Source organism: Candidatus Omnitrophota bacterium, assembly GCA_041650805.1.
GTDB lineage: Bacteria > Omnitrophota > Gorgyraeia > 2-01-FULL-45-10 > 2-01-FULL-45-10 > JBAZKM01.
Genome location: JBAZKM010000004.1, coordinates 1 through 25629 on the forward strand (window position 1 = coordinate 1; position 25629 = coordinate 25629).

General features: G+C 54.9%; 22 protein-coding genes and 1 tRNA gene. All 23 read right to left on the bottom strand.

The genetic code is table 11. From position 1 onward, the window contains the following. A partial coding sequence (locus WC515_03435) for a hypothetical protein (protein ID MFA5146416.1) occupies nt 1-2322 on the bottom strand: 2322 nt, incomplete at its 3' end. A 134-nt stretch (nt 2323-2456) separates the two neighbouring features. Next, nucleotides 2457-6917 carry a right-handed parallel beta-helix repeat-containing protein gene (locus WC515_03440; GenBank protein ID MFA5146417.1) on the bottom strand — a complete coding sequence of 1487 codons (4461 nt, stop codon included), beginning with the start codon at nt 6915-6917 and terminating at the stop codon, nt 2457-2459. A 13-nt stretch (nt 6918-6930) separates the two neighbouring features. Continuing rightward, nucleotides 6931-7554 (bottom strand): hypothetical protein, encoded by a 624-nt coding sequence (locus WC515_03445; GenBank protein ID MFA5146418.1) that lies wholly within the window; start codon nt 7552-7554, stop codon nt 6931-6933. Between the two features lie 93 nt (nt 7555-7647). After that, nucleotides 7648-8172 (bottom strand): hypothetical protein, encoded by a 525-nt coding sequence (locus WC515_03450; protein MFA5146419.1) that lies wholly within the window; start codon nt 8170-8172, stop codon nt 7648-7650. A 22-nt stretch (nt 8173-8194) separates the two neighbouring features. Beyond that, entirely contained in the window at nt 8195-10138 is a 1944-nt protein-coding gene (locus WC515_03455; GenBank protein ID MFA5146420.1) for a TonB family protein, read from the bottom strand. A gap of 11 nt (nt 10139-10149) precedes the next feature. Further along, complete coding sequence (locus WC515_03460) at nt 10150-10845, bottom strand: type II secretion system protein N (protein MFA5146421.1); 696 nt, start codon at nt 10843-10845, stop codon at nt 10150-10152. Next, nucleotides 10846-11661 (bottom strand): AAA family ATPase, encoded by an 816-nt coding sequence (locus WC515_03465; protein MFA5146422.1) that lies wholly within the window; start codon nt 11659-11661, stop codon nt 10846-10848. It lies immediately after the preceding gene. Beyond that, nucleotides 11658-11900, bottom strand: a complete 243-nt coding sequence (locus tag WC515_03470; protein MFA5146423.1) for a MerR family transcriptional regulator — start codon at nt 11898-11900, stop codon at nt 11658-11660. The genes WC515_03465 and WC515_03470 overlap by 4 nt, the downstream gene beginning before the upstream one ends. 104 nt (nt 11901-12004) lie before the next feature. Then, nucleotides 12005-12541 carry a hypothetical protein gene (locus WC515_03475; GenBank protein MFA5146424.1) on the bottom strand — a complete coding sequence of 179 codons (537 nt, stop codon included), beginning with the start codon at nt 12539-12541 and terminating at the stop codon, nt 12005-12007. Further along, on the bottom strand, nt 12519-14012 hold the full coding sequence (pilM, locus tag WC515_03480) for a pilus assembly protein PilM (protein ID MFA5146425.1): 1494 nt from the start codon (nt 14010-14012) through the stop codon (nt 12519-12521). Before pilM ends, WC515_03475 begins: the two co-directional genes overlap by 23 nt. Then, nucleotides 13988-14974: a hypothetical protein gene (locus WC515_03485; GenBank protein MFA5146426.1), complete on the bottom strand. Its 987-nt coding sequence runs from the start codon at nt 14972-14974 to the stop codon at nt 13988-13990. Before WC515_03485 ends, pilM begins: the two co-directional genes overlap by 25 nt. Then, nucleotides 14971-15576, bottom strand: coding sequence for a prepilin-type N-terminal cleavage/methylation domain-containing protein (locus WC515_03490; GenBank protein MFA5146427.1), 606 nt, complete (start codon nt 15574-15576; stop codon nt 14971-14973). The genes WC515_03485 and WC515_03490 overlap by 4 nt, the downstream gene beginning before the upstream one ends. Beyond that, nucleotides 15573-15947 (bottom strand): hypothetical protein, encoded by a 375-nt coding sequence (locus WC515_03495; protein ID MFA5146428.1) that lies wholly within the window; start codon nt 15945-15947, stop codon nt 15573-15575. The genes WC515_03490 and WC515_03495 overlap by 4 nt, the downstream gene beginning before the upstream one ends. After that, nucleotides 15937-16446, bottom strand: coding sequence for a prepilin-type N-terminal cleavage/methylation domain-containing protein (locus WC515_03500; GenBank protein MFA5146429.1), 510 nt, complete (start codon nt 16444-16446; stop codon nt 15937-15939). Before WC515_03500 ends, WC515_03495 begins: the two co-directional genes overlap by 11 nt. Beyond that, complete coding sequence (gene gspG, locus WC515_03505) at nt 16409-16822, bottom strand: type II secretion system major pseudopilin GspG (GenBank protein MFA5146430.1); 414 nt, start codon at nt 16820-16822, stop codon at nt 16409-16411. The genes WC515_03500 and gspG overlap by 38 nt, the downstream gene beginning before the upstream one ends. Nucleotides 16823-16837: 15 nt before the next feature. Beyond that, on the bottom strand, nt 16838-18055 hold the full coding sequence (locus tag WC515_03510) for a type II secretion system F family protein (protein MFA5146431.1): 1218 nt from the start codon (nt 18053-18055) through the stop codon (nt 16838-16840). Between the two features lie 6 nt (nt 18056-18061). After that, complete coding sequence (gene gspE / locus WC515_03515; GenBank protein ID MFA5146432.1) at nt 18062-19774, bottom strand: type II secretion system ATPase GspE; 1713 nt, start codon at nt 19772-19774, stop codon at nt 18062-18064. Nucleotides 19775-20093: 319 nt separating this feature from the next. Then, a tRNA-Arg gene (locus WC515_03520) sits at nt 20094-20168 on the bottom strand. Between the two features lie 216 nt (nt 20169-20384). After that, nucleotides 20385-21908, bottom strand: coding sequence for a 4Fe-4S binding protein (locus WC515_03525; protein ID MFA5146433.1), 1524 nt, complete (start codon nt 21906-21908; stop codon nt 20385-20387). After that, a complete protein-coding gene (locus tag WC515_03530; GenBank protein MFA5146434.1) occupies nt 21908-22882 on the bottom strand; it encodes a DUF362 domain-containing protein in 975 nt (324 codons plus the stop codon). Before WC515_03530 ends, WC515_03525 begins: the two co-directional genes overlap by 1 nt. Next, nucleotides 22831-23322, bottom strand: a complete 492-nt coding sequence (locus tag WC515_03535) for a hypothetical protein (protein ID MFA5146435.1) — start codon at nt 23320-23322, stop codon at nt 22831-22833. Before WC515_03535 ends, WC515_03530 begins: the two co-directional genes overlap by 52 nt. Next, complete coding sequence (locus tag WC515_03540; GenBank protein ID MFA5146436.1) at nt 23300-24433, bottom strand: GGDEF domain-containing protein; 1134 nt, start codon at nt 24431-24433, stop codon at nt 23300-23302. Before WC515_03540 ends, WC515_03535 begins: the two co-directional genes overlap by 23 nt. 5 nt (nt 24434-24438) lie before the next feature. Then, the gene (locus tag WC515_03545; GenBank protein ID MFA5146437.1) at nt 24439-25623 is read right to left on the bottom strand and encodes a class I SAM-dependent rRNA methyltransferase; all 1185 of its coding nucleotides are present in this window, start codon (nt 25621-25623) and stop codon (nt 24439-24441) included. Nucleotides 25624-25629: the final 6 nt, after the last annotated feature.

Consider the following 25629-nt stretch of genomic DNA (forward strand, 5'->3'; position numbering starts at 1 on the left):
AGAGGCGCCGAAGTCGATCACGACCTCGTCCCTGGAGTCGCCGTCTATATCGCCCGAGGTGATAGATTCCGGGTCGACCGCGGTTATCTGGAGCCATGTGCCGTCGTCATGCCATATCCATATGCCGTAAGAGGCGCCGAAGTCGATGATGGCGTCCGATCCGCCATTCCCGTCGATGTCTCCTACGGTGACACGGGGCGACTGCGCAATGACCTTTGAGCTCATATCAGAGGCGAATTTACTTATTATGGCGCAGGTAGAGAGATCTTCCGGATAATATACCGAGTAGAGATAATAGTCGGGGTATAGATCGCCGTCTTCCTGGTGTCCCACCATATCCCAGAAACCGGCCCCGTCACCGCCTGCGGCATATACAAGGTCGGTCCAATCTTTATAGACCCTGTCACGTACCGCGGTGCCCGAATAGGCCTCTATGAGATCGTAATATACCTCACCTGTGTAGGTCGAGTAATCGCTCTTCACCTGGATACCCAGGGAATTGACCTGTGACGGGTAGGGTATCTCTGCCACGGGCAACTTCAATAAATACCAGTGGCCCGCCCAGAGGTACCCTTTTACCAGATCACTCGACCACGTCTTCTCATTCGTCGGCCCTGATTCAGCGTAAAGCTGTACTTCAATCCATGTCCCCGGCGGCGCATCAGGCACACGGACCCATCCCGATACGTATTCATATCCCGAAAGATCTTTAGAGGTCCCGTACCAGACCCTGCCTCCTGCGGTGGACCACCCCGAGAAGGAGGCGGTATACTGTATCGAACCGTTGCCGTCGGCGCTGATACCTCCCGCCCATGCCGGCCCTGCCGTGTACCCCCAGTGGATATCCCATCCCTCCGTGTCACTGCCAAAACTGTGGAGGACCTCTTCTTTCTGGATATCGGTCCTGCCGCCTATCCGCCATCCGAACTCTCCGAGATATACGGGCTTACCTACGGTCGTATGACCGTCCCTGATGTGGTCCTCTATCCATTCCTTTGATTCCTCTTCCGACATTATGTAATCGTTGGGGAAGAGGTGGAATGAGCAGGCATCTATATTTGTGCATTGGTTATTCCTGATATAGTCGGTCCCGCTCCCGTTGTACCAGCCTTCGAGGCCCACCGATAACAGGTGGTATGGGTCTTCGGTCTTTATGTAAGCGGCTACGTCTTCGATCCACGCCTGGAGGGTATCGCCCGACGGGTCGCTTTCGCAGCGCGGCTCGTTGGCGAGCTCCCACATCATGATAGCCGGCTCATGCTTATAAGCGACTCCCGTAATGGTATTGACCCTGTTGAGCATATGGTAGATATAGTTCGTATAGAGCGTCCTGCATGTCTCGTCGAAATAGAAGATATCGTGGTTACTGATATCCGTGTAGATCTCCCAGAACGCCTTCCCGTTACCCTTGGAGGCATCGTATACAAGCTCGAGCGAGTGGTAGCCCTGGGTCGACATATTCGAGAGCGCTACGGAGGAAGCGTCCGACCAGGCCGACGCCTCATGCCACCCGCCTACCTCTTCGGCCCCGTCCCACAGGAGCGTCTTCGACGCGGTCCCCGTATAGATATTGTCGACGTAGACGGACCCGCTCGCGGTGTGACCGTAGACGCCGATGCTAAGCTGTTTCACGTCATCCAGGCCGGCTATGGCGCTGGTATATTCCCACCCCGATGCCTCACACTTCCAGTCATTAGAATCGAGGGTGAATGTGACGTGGTTCCATCCCGTCGCGATCGCCTGCGGAAGCGATTCGTGCCAATCCCAGAGCGTCCCGGTGCTTACCGCGAGAGCTACGTCCGTAACACCGCCCGGGTTATATATATCGAACGATATCCTCGCCTTGGCCGTGGGCGACCAGGCCGTGTACTTTCTTATGCCCCCGAAATTATCGTCCCAATTGTTGACGAAGGGTATTATCAACCTGATGCCGCATGCCTTCGCCTTTGCGACTATGTAGTCGAGCTTCTGGAATGTTGGTTCGTCGTATACGCCCGGTTCGGGCTGGAAACAGTAGGTGTCCTTTATATTGCCTTCGCATGACCCCCACGTCCTCACCACCCTCAGGCCCAGCGCCTTTGCGTCGTCCAGGATCTCGTCTATCATGGCCTGCGTCTTATAGAAGAGGTAATAGTTGTTGGTGCTTGCGAAATAGAACGGCTCCCCGTCCAACGTAAGGTGCGCGCCGTCCCTTTTGACGAACTCCGATTCATCGACCCCGAAGGCCTCTGTCGTTCCGGGCATGATCGTATAGAAGATGCCGGTTACGAGCGCCAGGGCCACGGTAATAAATGCTGTATATATCCTCTTTTTGTCTTTCATCTTAATTTGCCTCTGATTTTAAAATCCACTAATTATATCATGGATAGCGGGAAAAACAAGAGGGCTAATCTAGCTTTTTTATCATTTAACTATATTAGCCCTCTTTTCAAGAAATCAGTATAATATATGCTTCTTTATAAGACCTTTCCGGTTACCATAACTTCCGGCGTCACATTACTGATAAAACCCCAGCTGCCGTCATCATGGTGGACCCATACACCGTAATCGGAGCCGAAGTCGATGACGACGTCACACCTGCCATTCCCGTCGACATCGGCGGTGACCATAGATTCCGGATCGACCGGGCTCATCAGCTCCCAGCCCCCGTTATCATACCAGGTCCATATACCGTATACCGGGCCGAAGTCGATGATGATGTCGTCCTTGCCGTTACCGTTCACATCTCCCGTGGCCATCGAGTCGGGGCTCACGCTGTTTATCTGGTCCCAGCTGCCGTCATCATGGTATGCCCATATGCCGTAATCGGAGCCGAAGTCGATGATGACCTCATCCTTCGAGTCACCGTCAAAATCGCCGGCGGTCAGCCATTCCGCATTTACGGCGCTTATTAAATTCCAGACGCCGTCGTCATGCCTCGCCCATACACCGTAATCGGCGCCGAAGTCGATGATCATCTCGTCCTTTGCATCGTTATCTATATCACCCGTGCAGAGATTCAGGGCGCTCACATCGCTTACCTGGCTCCACCTGCCGTCGTCATATCGCACCCATATCCCGCAATCGGAGCCGAAGTCGATGATGACGTCATCCATCCCGTTACCGTTCACGTCGCCGGTGACCATCAGTTCGGGGCTTGTATCGCTTATCGGGTCCCAGCCACCCTCTTCATGGCATGCCCATACGCCGTATTCGGAGCCGAAGTCGATTATGACCTCATCTTTCGAATCACCGTCAATATCGCCGGTGGTCATCGAATACGGGTCCAGTATGTGCAGATTGGACCAGAAGGAGAAGTAGGGCGTATTATGCCTCACCCATATGCCGTACTCGGAACCGAAGGCGATCACGACATCGCTCTTCGCCCCGGAATAGCCCGGAGACTGGTAATGGTATCCCATATCGACCGTATCCGCGTCGAGTACATGGTCTGTGCGCGTAGTGAGGCCCGACAGGCCGATATATTCCGCCGAGGTGCTCCCGGTATTTAAACACGGGCTGTCGGAGACCTGCCCTGCAGAGGTCTGGCTGAGGTGATAATCGCCGCCCGCGGCATCGAAGAAGAGCGGGTCCTGGGAGATATTGCTCTCCGGCAATGGCTCGCAATTCCTGTAGTCAGCGGTGGTGTGGCCGTAGGAGTCATTATTGGATATCGTCCCTTTGGCGCCGCTGCCGCCCCAATATATGCCGCTATTGCCCCATCCGCCGTTATTGCCGACGAGGATGTTATTCTTTATCTCGCTCCCCGCGACATTTGTGTAATATATGCCGCCTCCTTCGTTGTTGTTGAGGATGGTGTTGTTCACTATGGAGAGCCCCTGCATATTCTCGCAATAGACACCGGTGGCCTCATTATCCTCTATGATGTTATTCATGATCTGCGCGTACGGATTCTGGTTCAGGTAGATGCCGTTGGTGGTGTTCTGAGCGATGCGTGACCCTATTATGGTGAACTGCGCGGCCCCGTATATACCGTTCCCGCCGTTCTGGAATATCGTACACCCCGCTACCAGTACGGACGAATCGGTATTCCATGCGGAGATACCCTCGTATCTGAAACTTGTGATCGTGGAATCTATCACTTCGACGGATATGCCGGGTCCGTATATGCTGACGCCCTGGTAACCGGTCGAGTCGGCCTTGCGGCCTTCCAGATAACAACCTTCGATCATGACAGACGTGCCGTTGCTCACCTGAACGCCCTGGCCGCAGTTTATGATCCTGCAGTCCCTTATTATTATCGAGGAGGAATACCACAGGCTGACGCCGGATGTCCCTTCTTTAGCCGTGCCGTTCTTCAGTGTCAGGCCGTCTATGACCACATCGGACACGTTGGAAAGCCCGATGATAGACCAGTCGTCGCGTCCCTCGGCATCGATTATCGTCTCGTTCGCCTCTATATCCCTGGTCCATCCCGTCGGCTCGTACCCGCCTTCGAGGATGAGGCCGTCCTTGTTCCACATGCCGATGCTCATAGCCGATTCGTGATATGTGCCGCGCGCGATGAAGACCTTCGTCCCGTCGCCCGTCTCTTCTTTTATGGCGTCTCCGAGGTTCCTGAACGGGTTCGCCTTCGTCCCGTCTTCAGTGGCGGAAACGCTGTTACAATCTACGTAGATGCTGATGATCGCCTCGCCGACGCTGGTGTACGTCTCTGCCGTACGGCCGTCGCCGAGATCATAGTATGTGTAGAGCTGGTAATAGTATATATTGTTGGCGGGGTCTAGCGTGTTATCCGTATAACATGCCGTGTCCCCTGACGGATAGTATATCGTGGTTATGAGATTGGCCGGGCTCTTGAGCGATTCATTGCCGGTCGACCTGTATATCTCGAACCTCGTGATATTTGCCTTATGGGGGTCATCGGCATAGGTGCACTCGAGATATACCGAAGGCGTCTCGCCTCTCCAGACGACTTTCGGCGACCTGCCTTCAGGGCCGTTGCCGAAGAGGAAGTTCCAGTCGGCCGGCCTGAACCCTGGCAGTATGCCGTCCAGCGTAGGATATTCAAAATCATCCGGTATGAGATCGCTGTTGTCTATAAAGGCATCGAGATAGTCCCGGAGGTCCTTGGGATTGGTGAAAAACTCATAGAGGTCGACGTCTATATCTATCCCCGTACCGGCATCTTCGCCGAAAAATTCGGAAAGGGAGGGTATGGTAAAGAACGGGTTGGCCGCATGGTCAACGAGGTTATTCTTGACCCCTGCCATCTGATCCCGCACCATCTCCTCTACGTCCAGGATCTCTTCCTTTTCCTCTTCGGGGTCTTCCGGTTCATAGAACCTGAAGAGGTGGTTCGATCCGTCTGTCCTCGCCCTTATGGCCGCGGATGCCGCCATGTACGAATCGATCGCATTGACCAGGGCGGTCTTCGCGTCTCCGAGAAGCGCCGCCGTATCGATCCCTTCGTCGGTACGCAGCTTGAAGAGGCCCTCATTATCGTTAAGTATCGAAAGGACTATGTCGAATTCGCCGTCGCCCATAGTAAGCTGCCTGATATCGGCGTCGCCCATATCATACGCCGCGTTGATCTTGATGTTCGATCTCAGGAAATAGAGGCCCGATTCGAGCGCCTTTGCATCCCCGTAATCGAGCACAAGGTCTTCGGAGAGAGCGGGGCAATGGAGCGGAGTGACCGTATCGGAAAAAGCGCCTGTTACGACGGATAGATTGCCGAGGGCCGTATTTATCTCGGCGAGGATGCCTGTAGTACCGGTCTCCCCGCTCGCGATATACTGCCCCTCACCCAGGTCCGGATACGGGCGGCACATGCTTACCTCTATGGCGTCCGCGCATATCATATTGCCCGTCTCATTGCTGGAGAGCGTGATCGAATTCTCTGCGGACGACTCGAACTGGAATATGCCTATGCAATACCAGTGGTTATCGTTCCCTTCGTATTTCACGTCTACCGTATCATACCCGTTCACCGTATATTGGACCGTCCCGGCGTTTTCCCACTCGCCCTCCATATGCGGCATATATACGTATATGGCATACTCTTCCCCGGCGTCCGGGACGTTGAACATCCACGTCGCGCTTACGCCTTCGCCCGCGATGGCCCGGTGGTAATTACCCCTGTTCGCATGCTGGACCTCGCTCACCTCCTGCCACCCGTCGCCGGAAGTGTAAAAATCTGGCTCACTGGAGTCATCGGTGACCCTCCCTTCATAAACGAGCTTCAGGCCATCCGCGACGACATCGCCTGTCGATGAATCGCCGGACAATACCACGCTGTGGGACTCATCGAAGTTGAACCTGTATAAACCCAGACTGCGCCAACCGGCGCCCTGGCCGTAACTCTTCTGGTTCTTGTAGACCTCGGTGCTACCCAGGCCGTGATTCACCGTATAGTGCGCGCTCTCTGTGCCCCCCTCTGCAGGCGGTATCCATACAAATACCTCATATTCGCCTTCCACCGGCACGTTTATATACCACGTGGCTGTGTCAGTATTGGAGCCCGAAGCATGTACCCGGCAATTGGTATCATAGGTGTTGAGGGAGTCCGTCTCCGGTGAGAGGGTCCACGAGTCGTCGCACGAGAAGAGCTCGCTGTCATTATCGATGATGATATTCTCGATCTCGTACATATTGTAATTGAACTCGCCTTCGGCATCGAAAAATAGCGGCATATCGGCCTCGTCCAGGAGGTCGAGTTCCCGTAATTTTGCCTTAAGGGCTTCGTTACCGGAGATGACCGTCACCGCGTGCCAAAAGTTCTCGACCTGGCCCGTAGGGTTCGCGGCTAGCGCGGTTTCGAACGCGTTGTGCGCGCCTACGAAGTTCTTGTCGCTCAAAAGGAGCGTCTTCCCGTCATCTATGTCCGTGGCGGACGCGGTGCCTGCGGCGAAGACGACCGTTAAAGATACAAAGACCGATAATACCGATAAAGCAAGACCTTTCCTATTACGCATATCATCCCCCTCTTTAGCCGAATATCCTTGTAAGTGACCTCACGCGTTTATATCTATCGTTCCGGATATCGAAATTCCGTAACGCTACGTCCGAATCTACCATATCCGCCTTTACCGCCTTGCCGTCATATCTCAATACGCAATTGCCGTTGGCAAAGACCGTATTTTTCGCGTTGTCCAATACCAGGGTCCTGCATGAGAGCGTCCTGTGCTGGGTGGTGACCAGGCATATATCCCTGGAGAGCTCTATGCGCGACGTCATGGCGGATATCATGTCCCCTTTCTGGATGGGCGCACCCAGGATGGCGCGTTTCGCGCTCAGGTACGAAACCGGGGCGTTATTTTCATAAAAAGTTATAAGGACATCTTCCAGCCGGACGGCCTTTGACACGTCCGTAGAAAAGAGGGCTATCTTGCGGTTAACGGCCCTGATCCTCTTCCCCTCTATGGTATACCGTTTTTCGGTTCCGTTATCGGCATATTTCGTAAAGGTGAAATCTTCGAACGACGCCGAATGGCGGGGACTTGAAACGGGACTTTTTACAGGATTTGTTTTACTGAATGGAGAGGTTGCGTATGTTAACGCGCCGGTCAATACGGCTACCGCTATGATGGGAACTGTGATATTGGCCTTCATATGCATGAGCTGTGGTAATAGATGCGGAGTATATCATATTATCATATATGGCCCTTGTCAACTTTGAAATCAAGCTTTTGCCTCCCTAACCCGTCACTGTTTTATTACTATGGTGCCCAGTGACACACCCTCTTTTTCGGTGATCTCCCTGGCCCTCTTTTCGAGCTCTTCCTTTGTCCTCAGAAGGTTATCGAGTTGGAACTTCATATTCATGTAATCTTCGTTCACCTTTTCGAGCCGCTTAAGGAGGTCCTCCTTCTCGGCGCGCTCTTCTTCCAGTTTCCGCTTCAGGTTCTGGATCTCAAATTCCCGTTCGTCGGTCTTGATGAGCGCCCTGGCGAGCGCCTTCTTCGCCTCCTCCAGATTCTGGGCGAGGATACCTATCTTTTCGTCCTGGGCCTTTATATTCGTCTTCATCTCGATATTGGCCATCTCGAGCTCTTTAAGCGCGCTTTCGACCTCTGCCTTTGCCATGCTGACCTCATCGAACCTCTTCTGCAGCATGACCTTGCGGTCCCTTTCGTTCTCTTTAAGGACAAATAAGACGATCGTGGTGTAAAGCAGGATAACGCTCGTTACCGAAAGAAATATCACGAGCAGCTTAATGTCCCTGTTCATACATTTTCCTTTCTTTTAAAGATCACTCGAATGATATATCGATGACGAATCTCTTATCTTCCGGCCCCATAGATGCCGGGAAGGCCGGGAACGGTGCCGCGTTCTTTACCGAGTTTAAAGATACCCTGTCCAGGGCATGGTTCGACGACTTCACTACCTCGGGGCCCGAGACCATATCTCCGGCGGGAGAGAGCATGAAGGCGACCTTCACCGTGCCTTTCATAGAACGTTTCTTACGCTTGGCAGACCTCACATTCTCGACTATCTTCGTCTTCACAAAGTAGCTATACTCGTCTTCGGTCGAGACCAGGATGGAACCCTCGTTCCTCTGCCGCCTGGCCGCCTTATCCGCTTCGTCCTCTAGGACCTCTTTCCTCTGTTCAAAATATCCCGGCCTCAGGGCGACCTCATTGCGCCTGTCGAATGTAGGTTTCTCCGGCACGGTGAACCTCTTCTCGCCCACGGGAGGGCTCAGGGGCTGCTCCAGGTAATCGTTCCCGCCGCTTATGATATGAGGGGTTAAGAATACTACCAGCTCCTGCTTCACCACTTCTTTGACGGTCTTCTTGAACGCCTCTCCGATATAAGGGATATCCCCGAGTATCGGCACCTTGTCGACCTGGCTCGTGCGCTGGTCTTTTATGAGGCCGGCTATGATGATAGTCGTCCCGTCCTTGACCGTGACGCTCGTCTCCGCCTGCGTCGTCTCCACGATAGGCACCGTCGTAGACGGGCTGCCGTAAGTATAGCTGCTGGAGGTGGAGCTCACCTCCGGCTTTATCTTCATCGTCACGAAGTCGTCCTTATTGACCGTCGGGGTCACGTAGAGCTTTACCCCGACGTCTAGGAAGCTGAGCGAAGTTCCGGTAGTGGTAGTGGCCGTCCCCTGGGTGACGGTGTTGGTGGCATACGGCTGCGATGTCCCGACCAGTATCTTGGCCTCCTGGTTGTTCAGGGCGGTGATACGCGGGCTCGAGAGGAGGTTGGTGTCCCCCACCGTCTTCAGCGCCTGGACCATCATGGCGTAATCGCTGCCCGAATTGAGCGCGCCTACGAGGACCTGCGCCCCGGGCGTGAACGTATTCTGGGTGGCAAGCTCGAACGTGCTCTTTATGCTGACCTCTTTCGACAGCTTCTTCAGCACGCTCTCCCAGTCGACGCCCAGTTTGAATTTGTCGTCAAGGGTGATCTGGACGATCTTCGCCTCTATGAGGACCTGCGGGAGCTTATCGTCGAACGCCGTGATCATCGTCTCGAGCTCCGACATCTTCTTCTCGAGGTCCGTCACGGCGATCTTGTTGGTCCTCTCGTCTATCTGCATGGTGCCCACGCCTTTCGTCAGGCTCTCGGCGACCTTGGCCTTCAGGTCGGCCGCTTTCGCGTATTTAAGCTCGAATATCCTCGTGGCCGTAGGCATATCCACCTTGGCTATCATGTCGCTTATCTGGGAGACGGAGACGGGGCTGTCTATCACGACGAGCGTATTCGACCCTTCGTCGACCACCGCCTTGCCGATCTTCGTCTTCAGCTGGTTCGCGGCCTTCGCCACCTCGACCGCCTTGGCGTACTTGAGCTGGAATACCCTGACCTCTTTCTTGTCCGCGTAGCGTTCGCCGTACATCGCCTCGTAATCCTTCTGCGACATTACGTAGATGATATCGCCGCGCCTGTCGTACGCGAGGTCGTTCGCCACCAGTATGATATCGAAGGCGTCCATTATGCCGACGCTCTTTAAAAATATGGTCACGCGCCCCTTCACGTTGCTCCCGACGACGACGTTGAGGTCCCCTTTGGCCGACAGCATCTTTATGACCTCGACGACGTCCATCCCCTTAAGGTCAAGGGATATCTTGCCCGGGTCGCCCGACGGGGCCGCTGCATTATCCTGCGCGTCCGAGGTCGCAAAAAGGCCTATGGTGAAAGCGAAGATGACTAAAATGCTGACCGTCGATCGTATCTTTTTCATGGTCCGCTCCTCTATAGAAACAGCGTTACCCTTCTCCCGTCGTAGTTGACTACGACCTTGCCTTCGGATATCTCTTCAACCGTCACATTATTGAAAGATTCGCCCCTCTTCAGGTAATATGTCTTCTGGTCTTTCTTGTCCTCTATGATGGCCTGGGGGTCCGGCCCGGTGATTATCCCGACGAGCCCGAGCGCGCTTGATATATCATCGGAGGTGATGACCGCTTGCGCCTGGCCGGACTCGCCCTGCGCAGGGCCGAATATCTGCCTGCCGGATATGACACCGGAATACCGGGAATAATCTTTTGCCGCCGGCAGGAGGTCTTTGGGCGCATGGGAACGGGGCCTCGCGGAGGCCGTCTCTTCCCCTGCGGTGGAGCCCATATCCTCATACGGCCTTACGAATATAAGTTCTATGACGAAATAGACGGAGAGTACGGCCAGGACCACAGCCAGATAACGGTTGACGACCTTCAGGAACTCCGGCTCCAGCAGCTTCTGCCTGGTGAAGTTACGCCTGAAAAATTCGATGGCCGCCGGGCCGCCTTTAAAGAGCGCCCCGAACGCCGGCCTGACAGCCCTTTTACCGCCGTCCGTCTTTCCGGAAGGCCCGTCCGGGGACGCGTCCGGGGATGCAACGTCCGGTTTTTTATTCTTTCCTCTTATGAGATTGAGAAGACGCTCTTCCGGCGACATATTTTTATGCATCTAAACGGTATCCCTCTTTATGGCATCCTCGACCACCGCCTCATCAGCGACCGTCTTCCCGCTCATCACAAGTTCTTCCAGCGCGTTGTGGCATATTATAGATATCTTCCTGGGGTACCCCTGCGAATACTCGAACACCTTATCCGCGGCCCCGTCGGTAAATAGCTCTCTCGACGGCTCGAGGCCCGCCTCCTGAAGCCGGAAGCGTATGACCTCTTTCACCTCTTTCTGGTCAAGGGGGTTTATGATATATTTGAGGCCTATGCGGTCGTAAAAATTCCTTATCTTCTTTATGCGCGGGAGGAGTTCCATCTGCGAAACGATGACGAGCTGCAGGAGCTTATATTCGTTCGTCTCATAGTTGAGGAGCGTGCGCAGCATCTCCAGGAACGGCGTCGACAACTTCTGCCCCTCGTCTATCAGTAACACTACCGTCTTATTTTCGTCCACCCCCTTTTTAAAAAGATACTTCTCTATCTCTTCCCTGTAATCCAGGGTGGAACGGGAATCGGGCCTTATACCGAACATCCTCACAAGGCTGGAGAGGAACTGGAATTCGGACTTATAGGACGGGTCGAGGACTATGTGAAAGACATAACCGTCGTCCTGGGCAAAGCCCTGGAGCAGCGCGCGCGACATCGTCGTCTTCCCGGTCCCGACGTCGCCCAATATGAGGCTGAGGCCCCTCTTCAGCCGTATCATTATCTCGAGCCGTTGCAGCGCCGTCGTATGGGCGGCGGAACGGTAAAAGAAGGCGGGGTCCGGGCTTGTGGAGAAAGGTTCTTTTTTGAGTCCCAACGCTTCGTAGTAACTCACGGCCTTGCCTCCTCACCCATAAGGTCCGCGATCTTCCCCAGCGATATGCCCCTCTTCTTGAGCTCTATTATCTTCTTCAACCCGTCCAGTGTGGACTGGTCGAAATATCTGAAGTTCGTCTCCCGGCTCCTCCCTATCTCTTTTATGAGGCCGAGGTTCAGGTAATACTTTATGGTGAAGACGGAAAGGCCTGACAGGCGGGAAAGATCTTTTATGAGATAGATCTCTTTTTCAGGCATATGCTCTCTATGTAGATAGTTGACTTTTACTCTCTAAACAGAGAGTATACCATGATATTTCTATTTGTCAAGTGACGGCAATGAGTTAGGTGAATTGGCAGGAGCTATTCTATAAGGAGCTTACTTATCAGAAAAGTGCCGCGCAGGGACCCTTCCTGGGTAGACCTTGAACTTATGGTAAAATGTTTGACCCTCAATATCATATCCTTATCATTCTCTATATCGTATAAAAATCTCGAAAATTTTGTCAGGTCGGCTTCCGCGGTGACGTCTATGAGCACTTCTTTATGATCACCGAAATCCTTGGTCCCCATCGGCTTTATATTGACGATGGCGCATGAATCGTTGCGCGAGATATTTTCTATGTAGGTAAGCATATCGGCCAGCCCTTCTTCCCCGCCTTTCCGCGCCTTGGCGAACTTCGATATCCTGGCATAATCGGCCTCGATCGTCTTATACGAAGATATGAGCTTCGAGTCCTTCTTCAGCGCCGCCGACCTTGACATGGCCTCGGCGTTGAGCCGGCCCCATCGCTGGGTGACCGGTTCCACGATGAGGGCGTATATTGCAGCCGACGCCGCCAGGGCCACCGTGCCGAAAGCTATATAGCGTTCGCGTTTACTTAGATTTTTTAATACCATCGCCGGGACCTTTCGCCTTACCATCGGATAGGAGGCATAACAATTCGAAATCGGCGGATTCCCCCGCCACCGAGGCCCTCTTATTTGCGTACTTCACCTTGACCTTTTCAAAATATGGGGACAGTTCCAGGACGTTCACATAACTGAAGACGTCGGCCAGCGCGCCGGCGCTCCCCCGGATCGTGAGAGATTTTTTGCTTTCGAATTCGAGCATGCTGAACGATATCCCCTGCGGGGTCACTTTGACGAGTTCGCTCACGATGTCGATGGCTAGGGGGCTCTCCTCCATCCTCTCCCTTATGATCTTCATCTCCTTCACCATCTTAGCGGCACGCTCGACGCGGGGGGATATCTCTCTCGACTCCGATTCAATGCGGTATATGCAAAGCGTCTTGTCGTGCAATTTTTTGAACACCACTCCCACCGCGACCGCATTGATCATAAAGATTATCACGACCGTTACGGCGATGTTCTTTTTCGACACGGCGAGACGCTTCTCTTCCTGCACGGCGCCCGGAAGAAGGTTTATCCTGGTCCCGTCGGGAAAGAGCGCAAGCCCTATGAGCTCCGCGAACGACGTCTCCTCGTTATCTATGCCGATGCCCTCACCGAGCGGTATATTCTCCGACTGGCCTGTCAATTCGACGGGCACCTTCAATTCCCTCTCCAGCATCTCCCTGCATCCGGCGGCATTCGCCTGGACGCCGGTAAGAACTATCTTCGAAACGGTCCTGTCCGACTCCTTCCTGTAACTCGCCGCCGAAACCCTGACCTCCGAGACCACCTTATCACCGGTGAAGGCGGCCTTTTCGCCGTATACGATACCGCGCGTGAAGACGAGGCGTTCGTCTTCGACTATGTTGATGTCGATGTGATCTGTGTCTATATTGACTATGCAGACGCTCTCCCCGGCCTTCTTCCCTACGGAGGCCCTGAGGTACCACAACAGGAGCGCCTCCGAGCTGAGCACCACCGCCGGCACATCCGGCGAACCCGCCTTCGCCGCGATGCCGGTGAGACGGTCCACGACTTCGCGCCTGGTGACCGCCAGAAGCACGGAAGAATAGCCGTCCGCCGTCTTCTCCGCCACCCTGTATCCGGATACTATATCCTCATCGGCGTACGGCACGTGCTTGGCCGATTCTATCCTCATGATCTTGCGTATCTCCTCGTCGTCTATCGACGGTATCCTGAGGAGCCGTACCGTCACCAGGTGGCGCGGTATTATAAGGTAGATCCTGTTCGGGGTGATCGCCTGCGAAGCGAAAACTGACTTGATGGTCTCGACGATCGCGGCGTCGTCGTTTGAGGGCAGGTCCTCCTTTATAAAACGGATTATCCCGCGTCTCCCCTTCGAGACGCCGGAGACGACGATCTTGACCGCCTCCTCCCCGATCTCGAGCGCGACGATATCCTTATCAAGCTCAAAGATCTCCCGGGCGCTTTCTAATATTCGCGGTATGACTTTAATGGATGAGTCCCTCCGGCGGCGTTCTTCTGGACTACGGCCAGTATGAGCTTCTCTGCCTTCGAATTCTCGGCCCTGCCTGTCGACTCAATTCTAAAATACTCGGACTTTATTGTAAAGGAGTTTCTGATCGTCTCTTTGTCGGCTGCGGCGGTGCCGGTGAATATCGAGTCGTTCTGGATGTTACCATCGCTCCTGAATATGCCGTCGTCGCCGGTGCCGTATATACCGTCCGGGCCGGCCCTGAACCTCGTTATTATATCCGCCGTGCTTTCGGAAAGGCCCGAGGCGAGGAGGACACGCGGCGGCGCCGTATTGATATTAATCTTCCCCTCACCGAAGACCGTTATATATTCCTTTATATTATAGAATATTTCCGGCGTCATGCCCCTGACCATAAAAAGTTCTTCCGGAGCCAGGAAATTCCCGTTCTTACACCTGTACGGATGCTCGAGCGACTGGTAGTAGGCGTCTTCCGACTCACCCCGCGCCGTTATCGCATCGGTATCTCTCCAGTCTATCACATATGACGCGACCTCTTCATTCCCGGGCCCCAGGAGGCGCTCCAGGACCGCCGCCGGAGCGGTATTTATGTTGATGCGCCTTGCCTCATCCGACATGCCGGCATAATATTTCTTATCCGATGTGTACCCGACGCTGAACGTGCCGTCGCCGGCCCGGATGTCCGAAAAGAAGACGGACGGTCCTGCCTCAGGACCGTACTCATCGGATATCATTATGCCGCATTCGCGCATAGAATCATAATCCCTGCCGTCTGCGGATATGGCCTCGAGCGACCTGAACGATCCCGCGCGCGCCAGGTAGAGCGACTTCATCCTGTCGAGGTTGTATTTACTTAGCCGCGCCTCCAGCGACGTGCGGAACCCTATCCCCACCGCCATTATCGAAAGGATCGACAGTATCCAGAGCGACGCCACCAGTATCGTGCCTTTTCTGTCCGTCATGTTGCGCCGCCCAGCTCCCCCATCGGTATGAAGACGGTCTTCACGGAATCCCCGGCCGTTATCTTCACTCCGCGCGGGACCTTATTTGAGTCCTCCCATGCCGCTTTCCATTCATAGGGCTGGTCGGCCGAAGGGCCTTTGTAGCAGTAGGCGAACCCGAACTCTTCTTTCCGGATGCCGTTCAGCAATACGGTACGCCTGGCATAGAGCTCGTCAAACCCCTCCCCCCTCCCGGCAACGGCCCTCTCTATCGTCATCTCTTCGGGGTTGAGCGAGTAGGTGACCCTCGCGTACTCTTCATGAGGGAGCGCGCCCGCGCTTGCGACATCAACCATGGTCATAAAGGATACTCTGTCGGCGGAGGCGTCGAACTTCACGGCGCCGTCCGGATACGTATATATGAATGCCCGTTTCAGGTCTCTCGCTACCGTCTCGAAGAAGACCCGGTTCGCCTGACTCTCCTCTATAACCGGGTTTGCCCTCAGCCACACCCTGATCCCCGCCCTGAAAGTGGAATATATGCTCACCGCGATTATAGAGAATATCGTAACGGCTATTATGAGCTCTATGAACGTGAAGGCCTTCTTCCCGTTATTCTTCATTCGTCCTGTGTCTCCTGAACAGCGTTCAGATAGGTCGAGATGGAATAACTCCAACCGCGCGCGCCCTGCCTGGATACCTCCAGAGTGACCGCGTTCAGCATGGTCCCTTCGATGGGGACGGCGTCTATCTTCCATGAATAACCCTGACGTCCGGCAAATTCGCCCTCTATTGATGAGACGGCCAGGGCGCCCTTCTCGTCCAGCTCGAACGCCTTCTCCTCCAGAAGAAACCCGGCGATAGAGATATCGCGCGATCTCGTCAGGGCATGCTGGGCGGCGGAATAGGCGCGCGTCACGAATAGGAGCCCTCCCGTGATCACCACGATACTCACTATGACCTCCAGGAGCAGAAAACCTCTCTTATCTTTCATCACCTATCGCCTTGATCTCCGGCCCGGGTCCGAAACCCCTGACCTTTATCGAATATCCGTTGCCGCGGGCGTCCTTGATCCTGATCTCGGCCTCATCACAGCGGCCGTCGGGATAAAATACGACTTCGCCGTTACCCCCCTCTATGGAAAACCCCGGAGGCACCCTGTAGGCCCTTCCGAACTTCCCGTCCATCTTTCTATAGCCGGGCGGATCCGCGGCCGTGTCGAATTCCATCAGCTGATACTTCATATCCTTGAAGTCGAAGACCATCTTGAAATTTTTCCGTTCGAGGATAGCCTTCTCCTGGCCGTATTGCGATAATTTCGAGACATTGAAAGCGGTGTCTTTAAGGGCAAGGTCTGACGTGCTATGTTTGAGAATGGGGCTTGCGAGGCCTATCACTATAAGCACTATGACAATGACAAGCGCAAGTTCTATCAGGGTGAACCCGCCGGAGGCCTTAATTCGCCCGCTCCTCTTCCCAGTTCGTGATATCATCGCCTCCGCCTTCGACGCCGTCTTGTCCCAGCGAGTACAGGTCATAATCGTTGTGCGTGCCCGGATATTTGTAGACGTAAGGCCGGCCCCACGGGTCGACCGGCTTCTTCTTGAGGTACGGCCCTTTCCAGTTGGCTATCCCCTCTTTCTTCTGAAGAAGCGCGTCGAGGGTGTCGGGGTAACGGCCGCTGTCGACTTCATACAGGTCCAGGGCCGACCCGATATTCGCTTCTATGTCGGCCCTCGCGGCCGCCTCCCGGGCCTGTTCTGTCCTGCCGGCAAGCCGCGGCATCACCATCGCGACGAGTATGCCTATTATTATGACGACGAGCATCAGCTCGACCAGCGTGAAACCCCTCCTGTCATGTGCTGCCATGGTAACCTCCGTTTTTTACCGCATTAAGAAATTTATCTCGAATATCGGCAGTAGCATCGATATGACGATGAACCCCACCACGACTCCGAGCGTCAGGATCAGGAACGGCTCAAGGAGCGACATCATGATCTTTATCGCTTCGTCGGACTCCCTCTCGTATGTCTCCGCCACCTTCAATAACGAACGCTCGAGGTGACCGCCCTCTTCGCCGACCGCGACCATATTTATCACCACGGGCGGTATGACGGCGCTTCCCGAAAGACCCCTGGCCAGGCTCGACCCTTCCCTGACGGAGGCGTACGTCTTGGCGAACTCTCCCCTTATCAGCGCGTTCTCCATCGTTTCGGACACTATCTTGAGCGCCTCGAGTATCGGCACGCCGTTATTCAGGAGCGTGGCGAGCGTGCGCGCGAAACGCGCCAGCTCCACCTTTTTGATGAGAGGCCCCGCGACGGGAGATCCCAGCTTAAGGCGGTCTATGGCAAGCCGCCCGTCCGCCGTGGCATATATCTTTGCCGCCGTAACGGCGATGATCGCTATGATCGCTATGAGTATCCACCAGTAGTTCGTCAGGAACCCGCTTATACCCAGGAGTATGCGGGTAGGCAGCGGCAATACCTGGCCGAGATCGCTGAACATGGCCGTCATCTTCGGTATGACGAACGTCATCAGTATCACTATCGTGACGCAGCCGATCACCGACATCAGGATGGGGTAAGCGAGGGCCGTCCTTATCTTTGTCCTTATCTCGAGCTGCTTTTCGCTGAAATCGGACAGCCGCTTGAGTATATTCTCAAGCGCGCCTCCGGTCTCTCCCGAGCGGACCATGCTCACGTAGAGGTCCGAGAAGACGTCCGGGTGCCTGGCGAGCGCCGCCGACAGCGGGTTACCGCTTATGCAGAAATCTTTTATATCGAGGATGACCCTCTTGAGGCGTTTCGACTCCGTCTGGTTGCAGAGTATGTCCAGCGCCTTCACTATGCTGAGCCCCGATTCCAGGAGGTCGGAAAGCTGACGTGTAAAATCCGTGGTCTGCTTGAGCCCCACCCTGTTAAAAAAAGAGAACCCGCTCCCGGCAGAAGGGCCTATGGCCCCGCCTTCCTCTTCTATGGAGACGAGGTAATAGCCCATCTGGCTTATCTTCTGGATGGCGGCGTTCCTTGAGTCAGCGACGAGTACGCCTTTCGTCGTTTCGGTGGGACTTATCTTGGCTTCGTATAAAAATCTCGCCATATGGTATTATTCTTCAAGCTCTTCCTGCTGCGTAACACGTATGACCTCGCCCGGCGTGGTGATGCCCAGCATTATCTTCTCCCACCCGTCCTGGCGCAGGGTCCTCATGCCGCGGCTCAATGCCTTCTTCTTTATCTGGTCGGACGACGCCCTCTTAAGGACGAGTTCGCGTATCTCCTCGTCCATTGAGAGTATTTCATAGATGGCGGTCCTCCCCTTGTACCCGGTGTGCTTGCAGGCCTCGCACCCTTTCCCTTCGTATATCTTCACGTTCGAGAGGTCGAGATGCGAAACGCCGAGCTCCCGCAGTATCTCTTTTTCCGGCTTCACTTCGCGCTTGCATTTCGGGCATATGACGCGCACGAGCCGCTGGGCTATGAAGCACTCTACCGCGGAGGCCACCAGGAACGGCTCCACACCCATGTCCAGGAGCCGGGTGACGCCTCCGGCGGCGTCGTTGGTATGGACGGTCGAGAATACGAGGTGGCCGGTCAGGGCGACCCTTATGGTGATCTCGGCGGTCTCATAATCGCGCACCTCGCCGACCATCATGACGTCGGGATCGTGCCTCAGCATAGAGCGCAGGGCGTTCGCGAACGTGAGGTTTATGCGCGGCTGCACCTGTATCTGTATGATACCCTTCAACTGGTATTCGATCGGGTCCTCTATCGTGATGATCTTCTTCTCTTTGTCGTTGATCTTGCTCAGGCACGCGTAGAGCGTCGTCGTCTTCCCGCTCCCGGTGGGGCCCGTGACGAATATGATGCCGTGCGGTTTCTTTATCATCCGCTCGAGGATGACGAGGTCGCGCTTCAGCAGCCCGAGGTTCCCCAGACCGAAGAGGACGTTGGAAGAGAGGACCCTTATGACGACACTCTCGCCGAAAGGGGTCGGCAGTATCGAGACCCTGAGGTCCACCTCGTCGTCGCCTATCTTTATCTTTATCCTCCCGTCCTGCGGCAGGCGGCGCTCGGCGATATTGAGGTTGGCCATGATCTTGATCCTCGAGATGATGGCGGCCTGGAACCCCTTTATGGTCGGCGGCACCTTCGTATCGTACAGTATGCCGTCGATCCTGTACCTTACGCGCAGCTCGTCTTCGTAGGGTTCGATGTGAACATCGGTGGCCCTGTCACGGTAGGCCTCCAGCAGTATCTGGTTCACGAATTTTATGATGGAGGCGTCGTCGGCGGACTCTATGAGGTCCTGCGTCTCCTGGGACTGGACGCTTATGAACTTCTCCTGCCCTGCCTCGGGCGTTATCTTCTCTATCGTCTCGGCGCCGACGCCGTAGTACCGTTTTATGGCGTCCAGGATGTCGCGCTTGGAGGCGAGGACCGTCTTTATCTCTTTCTTCAGCAGGAGTCTTATGTCGTCTATGGTGTGTATATCGAGCGGGTTGGACATGGCGATGACTATGGTGTCGCCGTCGCGTCCTATCGGTATAAGTTCGTAATGGCAGGCGAATTTGGCCGGAATGTCGTTTATCACCAACGGGTCTATCGTGACGCTTTTGAGCGTCACGTACTCGACGTTGAGCTGCTCCGCAAGCGCGGTGTAAAATTTGTCTTCCGTGATGAAGCCGAGCTTTATGAGCGTCTCGCCGATGAGCCCCTTCGACTTGTCCTGTTCGGCGAGGGCCCTCTCCAGGGCGTCCATGGTGATGAGGCCTCTCTGCACGAGGAGCTGGCCTATGAGATCAAAATCGCTTGAGGGCATGGGTCACCTTATTAGACATAATTATTATATATGCATTTACTTAGGCGGGCAAGGACTATTTGAGCGCGGCGTGGATATGACTCATTCCAGGTCACGAAGTGACACATATGTAAAAGGGATAAGATACATAAGAGAAGGGAAAATCTTTTCCCTTCTCTTATGATAAAAATGATCGGCTATTTAGCTAGGCGATTCTAAAGGAAGGGGGTGACAGCGAGCGAACTCATTAGCTAACGCTTACCGGTGAGCGAGCGCCAAGAGGGGGAAACGCAGTTTCCCCCTATGGAAATTTTGCTGTCTATTATCTCCGGGCAAAATTTGGCGCGCCTGGGCAGAATCGAACTGCCATGACTAGCTCCGGAGGCTAGTGCCTTATCCGTTAGGCCACAGGCGCTAGAAAATTTGCTGTCTATTCCATCAGGCAAATTTTCACTCCGATGCCTGCAAGCAAATTCCGAAGGAATTTGCGCAGCGCTTAGGCATCGGAGAAAACAAACTTATAAATTCCATCAGGCAAATTTTCACTCCGATGCCTGCATGCGTTTAGGCATCGGAGAAACGATCCAAATATTCGTTTACAACAGAGACACTGTTCCCTTTTTTTACTTCTCTAAGTCCGCTCACTGTTTCGCGGTGAGACGCGGACCGCTCTGACCGGGCGCACGGGGCATTTGTTCTGGCATATGCCGCACCCCACGCAAAGGTACTCATCTATGACCGGCTTTGCTATAATCCTATCACCAATGGTCTCTTTTTGCAACTTTATGGCTTTATCCGGGACAGGGCAGTGCTCCTGGCAGACGATGCACTCCTTATCCTGGGCCCACGGTATGCATATGGAGCGGTCTATCTCGGCGACTCCGAGGCGCGTAGCGCGCTTACGGGACGGCGAGAGCTTCGGTATAGCGCCCGTCGGGCAGGTATGGCCGCATAGAGTGCACTGGTATTCGCAATATCCTATCTCGGGAACGAGCCGGGGCGTCCATAACCCGTTCAGCCCCGCCTCGAACATGACCGGCTGCAGCCCGTTCGTGATACATACCTTCATGCAGTTGCCGCACCGGATGCACCGGTCCAGGAACTCCTCTTCCTTCAGCGCGGCGGGAGGCCGTATCATACCCGTCCCGGCCTTCTTTCCTTTTCCTCCCGGCCCGGATACCAGAAGCAGGAACGGGGAGAAGGCAAGGAATAGGAACTTCCGCCTGGAGATGCCGCCCTTTACTGTATCCGGAATTCCTCCGGGCATCCGGGCCTTCCGTGAAGGATACCATGCGAATCTCGTCCCGTGCTGCGGGCATTCATAAACGCAGTCCATACACAGGATGCACTCGCCCGGGGAATAGGTCATGTCATCGCGTATCGCCCCCATCCGGCAGGAGCTTTTACATACGGCGCATTTGGAGCACTTTGTAACGACCCTCCGGAGAGGCGCGATGCGCGCGATGAAAGCATATAATGCACCGAGCGGACATACGCTCCTGCACCATAACCTCCTCTTGAACAGGGAAGCTGCGGTTATAAGCGCGAAGACGCAGAATATGACCCCGGCGTGGGCAAAATAGTAGACGTTGACGCCCAGGACCGATGCCCTGAGCGGCCGGTATATATCCTGCAACATATAGATGTGCGCGTATTTTATGAGCAGGATGAAGGCCCCGTTGACCGTCGACGTCACTGCGGGGATGAGATTGAGCGATACGAACCTCGCCGCTATGACTATGGGGTCGGCGGCCCAGGCCAGCTGCCTCCCGGACAGCGCCGCTATAACGATAGCGCCGAGGATGTAAAATTTAAATACCCTTCTTCGCCTGTTCGCCGCGTCGTCTTCCGGCGTTACCCTCTTCCTGATATCGCCGACGGCATCTATGGCACTGCCCAGCGGGCATACCCATCCGCAGAAGAACCTGCCGAAGAGCGCCGAGAAGACGAGCATCGATACGGATAATAAGAACCCGGGCAGGATGACCCGTTCGCTGAGAGACGTGCAAAGCGTCACTAGAGGATCTATCCTGAAGATCGCCGCCGGCGGCAAGATGCCGGTAAGGGGATATGTGGTCGACCAGAGTATGTAGACGAATAGTATGAAGAAAAATGTCTGGGAGACCTTACGCGCGCGCACCGATCTTTTTGCCATCAGACCTCGATATCCGCGCGGCTGGCCTTGCCGACGTCGGCATTGCCGAAATTGCGCTCCACGGCGACTTTTATGTTCGGCACCGATAACGGGTCGACACCGGCAAAGTCCGCCGCGAATAGATCGGCAAGCGTCGGGTCGGTTGCCGCTATGAGCGTCTTCCTCAGTTCCACGTCATCGAGGTTGCCGCCGGTCGGGCCGTTCCGCACGAGGACCCTGTAGGCATCTATGACGGTGAGGTCGGGATTGATAAAATCGGTCAGGTCCACGAGCTTCCTGCCGATATCCCGGTGTATGATGCCCCTGTTGCCGCCGCAGACGCCCATGAGGTTCTTCATCGACAGCGTCAGGCGCGACAGGCCGTGGTGTTTCAGGATCGGCACGTTGATGAACGTATCGCACTCTATCGCGTCGCGCAGCACAGGCCAGTCCTCGAGAGGGCTTTCGTAATCGAAGCGGGCGTTCACCGTATCCCAATCGTCCGGGAAGTAGACATTTGCCCCTCTGGCCCTGGCCGCCTCCTCTATGCCGCTATTAGCATAGCATCGGCGCATGTCGTTGCATGTCACATCGAATATATTCACCCTCTTCGCCCCGGCCTTGAACGCGAGATCTATGAGGGCCGCCACCACCTGCGGGTTGGTATTACCCGCCTGCTCAGGCGTCCGGTCCCACCCTATGTTCGGCTTTATGACGACCGTGCTGCCCCTCGCCACGAACTTCCCCATGCCGCCCATCTTATCTATCGCCTTCACCGTGATGAGGTAAGGGTCCGCGCCCTTCGCGACTACGAGGTCGTAGTCGCCCTTCACCCCTCTCTTAGGCCGGCCGTTAAAACCGTTCCTCACCGCGGGTGAGGCCGAAGCGTCCCCCGGGAGGCCTCCGGAGAACGGGAGGAGTGCCAGGTACGCAAGGCATGCCTTTATGAATGCGCGGCGGGATATCTTCTTATCCGATGACGGTCTTTTTTCCATCCGGTGTATATCTCTCTATCCAGTTCGTGGTAGTCGGTTTCAACCTCTATATTCTCGAAGATCTTCACCTCTGCCCTTCCGGAGAGGCCGGCGACATCGTGCCAGACCCCTTTCTTGACGACGAACGGTCTATCCAGCAGAAAAAGTTTTGCTTTATCCGGATATTTATCGGGGGCGAGCGCTATGACGACCCTTCCCTTTACGGGTTCAAAGGTCTCTAAACTGTCTCTGTGCCTCTCCAGCCGCGTTATCCTCTTCTCGCGTACGATGAGGTACCCTATCCTCCACCCGGAGGACCTCTCTTTCAGGAGTATACCGAACGAATTGCCGCGGCCTCTGTCATCCACGCACGAGGCATCTATGATAAGACCGTAGGCCCGGGACGCGGCGCGGGTAAGGGGCCGCACCTCTATGGCCTTACTCGTTTGCCGACGATTCATAATCGATACAGGCCTTGTTCCTGCCCGTCCTCTTGGCCTTATAGAGAGCCCTGTCCGCCTTCTGGAGGATGGCCGCGCTCGTGAGATTGTCTCTCCTGTTATAAAAGAACGCGCCGCCTATACTGATCGTGACCCTGAAAGAATCGGGAAGGAATTCGGCGCGGTAGTCCTCGACGTTCTTCCGTATCCTTTCGGCGACGCCCTTCAATTCATCGATGAAATTCCGGAGGTTCTCCTTCGACCTCACCCTCCCCGCCTTCGCGACATACGGTATTATAACGGCGAATTCCTCTCCCCCGTACCTCGCGAGTATGTCTGTGGCGCGCGTGCTGAACTTTATTATCTTGGAGACGCCTTCGAGCACCCTGTCGCCGGCAAGATGGCCGAACTGGTCGTTCAGTTTTTTGAAATAGTCGATGTCGAGTATGAGAAGCGCCACCGGCGTGTGGTATATCCTGAACTTCTCGATCTCTATATTGAGCTCCTTAAGAAAATATTCGTGGGTGTGGAGGCCCGTAAGCCCGTCGTTCGATGCCTTCATCTCGGCGATGTCGCGCGCGAGTTTCATCTTGGCGGAATAACTGTGGTAGATGAGTATCACGGCGAGGGCGGCTATTATAAGGATGAACATGAAACGGAGGGAATAACTTATCGCGCTGTACTTCTTCAGCCCCTCCCTGAGTTCCGCCTCCCCCGTCTCTTTTATCATCACCATGAGATACCCGTCGACCCTGCCGTTATCTACGGTCACGGGATAGACATATTCGCTGGAAAGGGCATCCTTGGTCACGGCGGTGACGCCTATCTTGCTTATCTGTTTCATCGAGCCGTCGCCGTCCCTGAAGACGAACATGAGGTCGAAGAGGGACGTCCTGCCGTACTTCCCTATATAGTCGGTGATATCGTTTATGGGGGAGGACTTGTTCTCGCGCGTGAAATATTTGCTCAGGGAATTCGCCAGGGATGCCTTATATTCCTTCATCCTCTCCTGGGGATCGAGTATGAAATACTTGCGGAGTATGTTCTCCTGCTGCAGGATGAGGAAACTGACGCCGGAGATGCAGACGGCCATGACCAGCAATATGATGAAAAGGAAGCTTCTCTTCTTCATAGCATTTACGCGGACTCCACCTTGAGAAAATATCCCTTCAGGTACTCCGTCTCCGGTATGGCGCGCACTATCGGGTGGTCTTCGGCCTGGTGACACCGCTTCAGGATCGTGATGCGCTTCGCGGAGGCCCGTCCGGCTTCTTTAAGGATCCCGGAAAAGAGCTCGTTCGATATGTGATGCGAACAGGAAAAGGTCGCCAGTATGCCGCCCTCCGCGAGGGTCTTCATGCCCATGCCGTTGATCTCTCTGTATCCTTTGGACGCGCTCGCAACGTCCTTCCTTGAACGCGCGAAGGAGGGCGGGTCGAGTATTATTATATCAAATTTTTCGCCCGAGTTATAAGCTTTTCTGAGGAACTCGAAAGCGTCGGCCCTGACAAAATTGGTCTTCCCAAAAACGCCGTTAAGGGCGGCGTTCTTCCCCGCGGAGGCGAGCCATCCGTCTTTTATATCAACGCCTGTGACGGCCGATGCGCCGGCCAGCGCGGCCGATACCGAGAATCCTCCGGTGTAACAGAAAAGGTCTAGGACCTTCTTCTTCCCGGCGATATTCCCGAGCGCCATCCTTGACCTGCGCTGGTCGAGATAAAAACCGGTCTTGTGGCCGTTCTCTATATCGACCAGGAATTCCGCCTTTCCCTCGCGTATCTTTATCCCGGAAGGTCCCTTTTTGCCTATCCACTGCTTTACGGGCTTCAGCCCTTCGACGGCCCTGTACGCGGAATCGCTCTTCTCGTATATATATTCAGGCCCTATGACCCCGCGTATGCTCTTTACGATCTCAGCCCTGCGCGTCTCCATCCCCAGCGTAAGTATCTGGAATACGACCGTGCCCGAATAGAGGTCCGCGATGAGGCCGGGGAGGCCGTCCGCTTCGCTGAAGACAACCCTGACGGCGTCGGTCTTTTCGAGAAGGGCTTTACGTTTATCGAAAGCCCGCCGGACCCTGATGCCGAAGAGGTCCTTGTTTACCGGTCCGTCGCGGAACGCCAGAAGCCTTACGGATATATCCGACCTGGGGTTGTAATAACCGCGGCCGACGAGGCCGCCCTTCGGATCGATGACGGAGACGATATCGCCCGGGAGGACGGAAGGGGAGGGCTCCAGAAGCTGTCTGTTATATATCCAGGGGTGCCCTTCTTTTATGATCCCCTTTTTGCCTTTTCTTAATCGTATTACTTTGTCTTTCATTGAGCT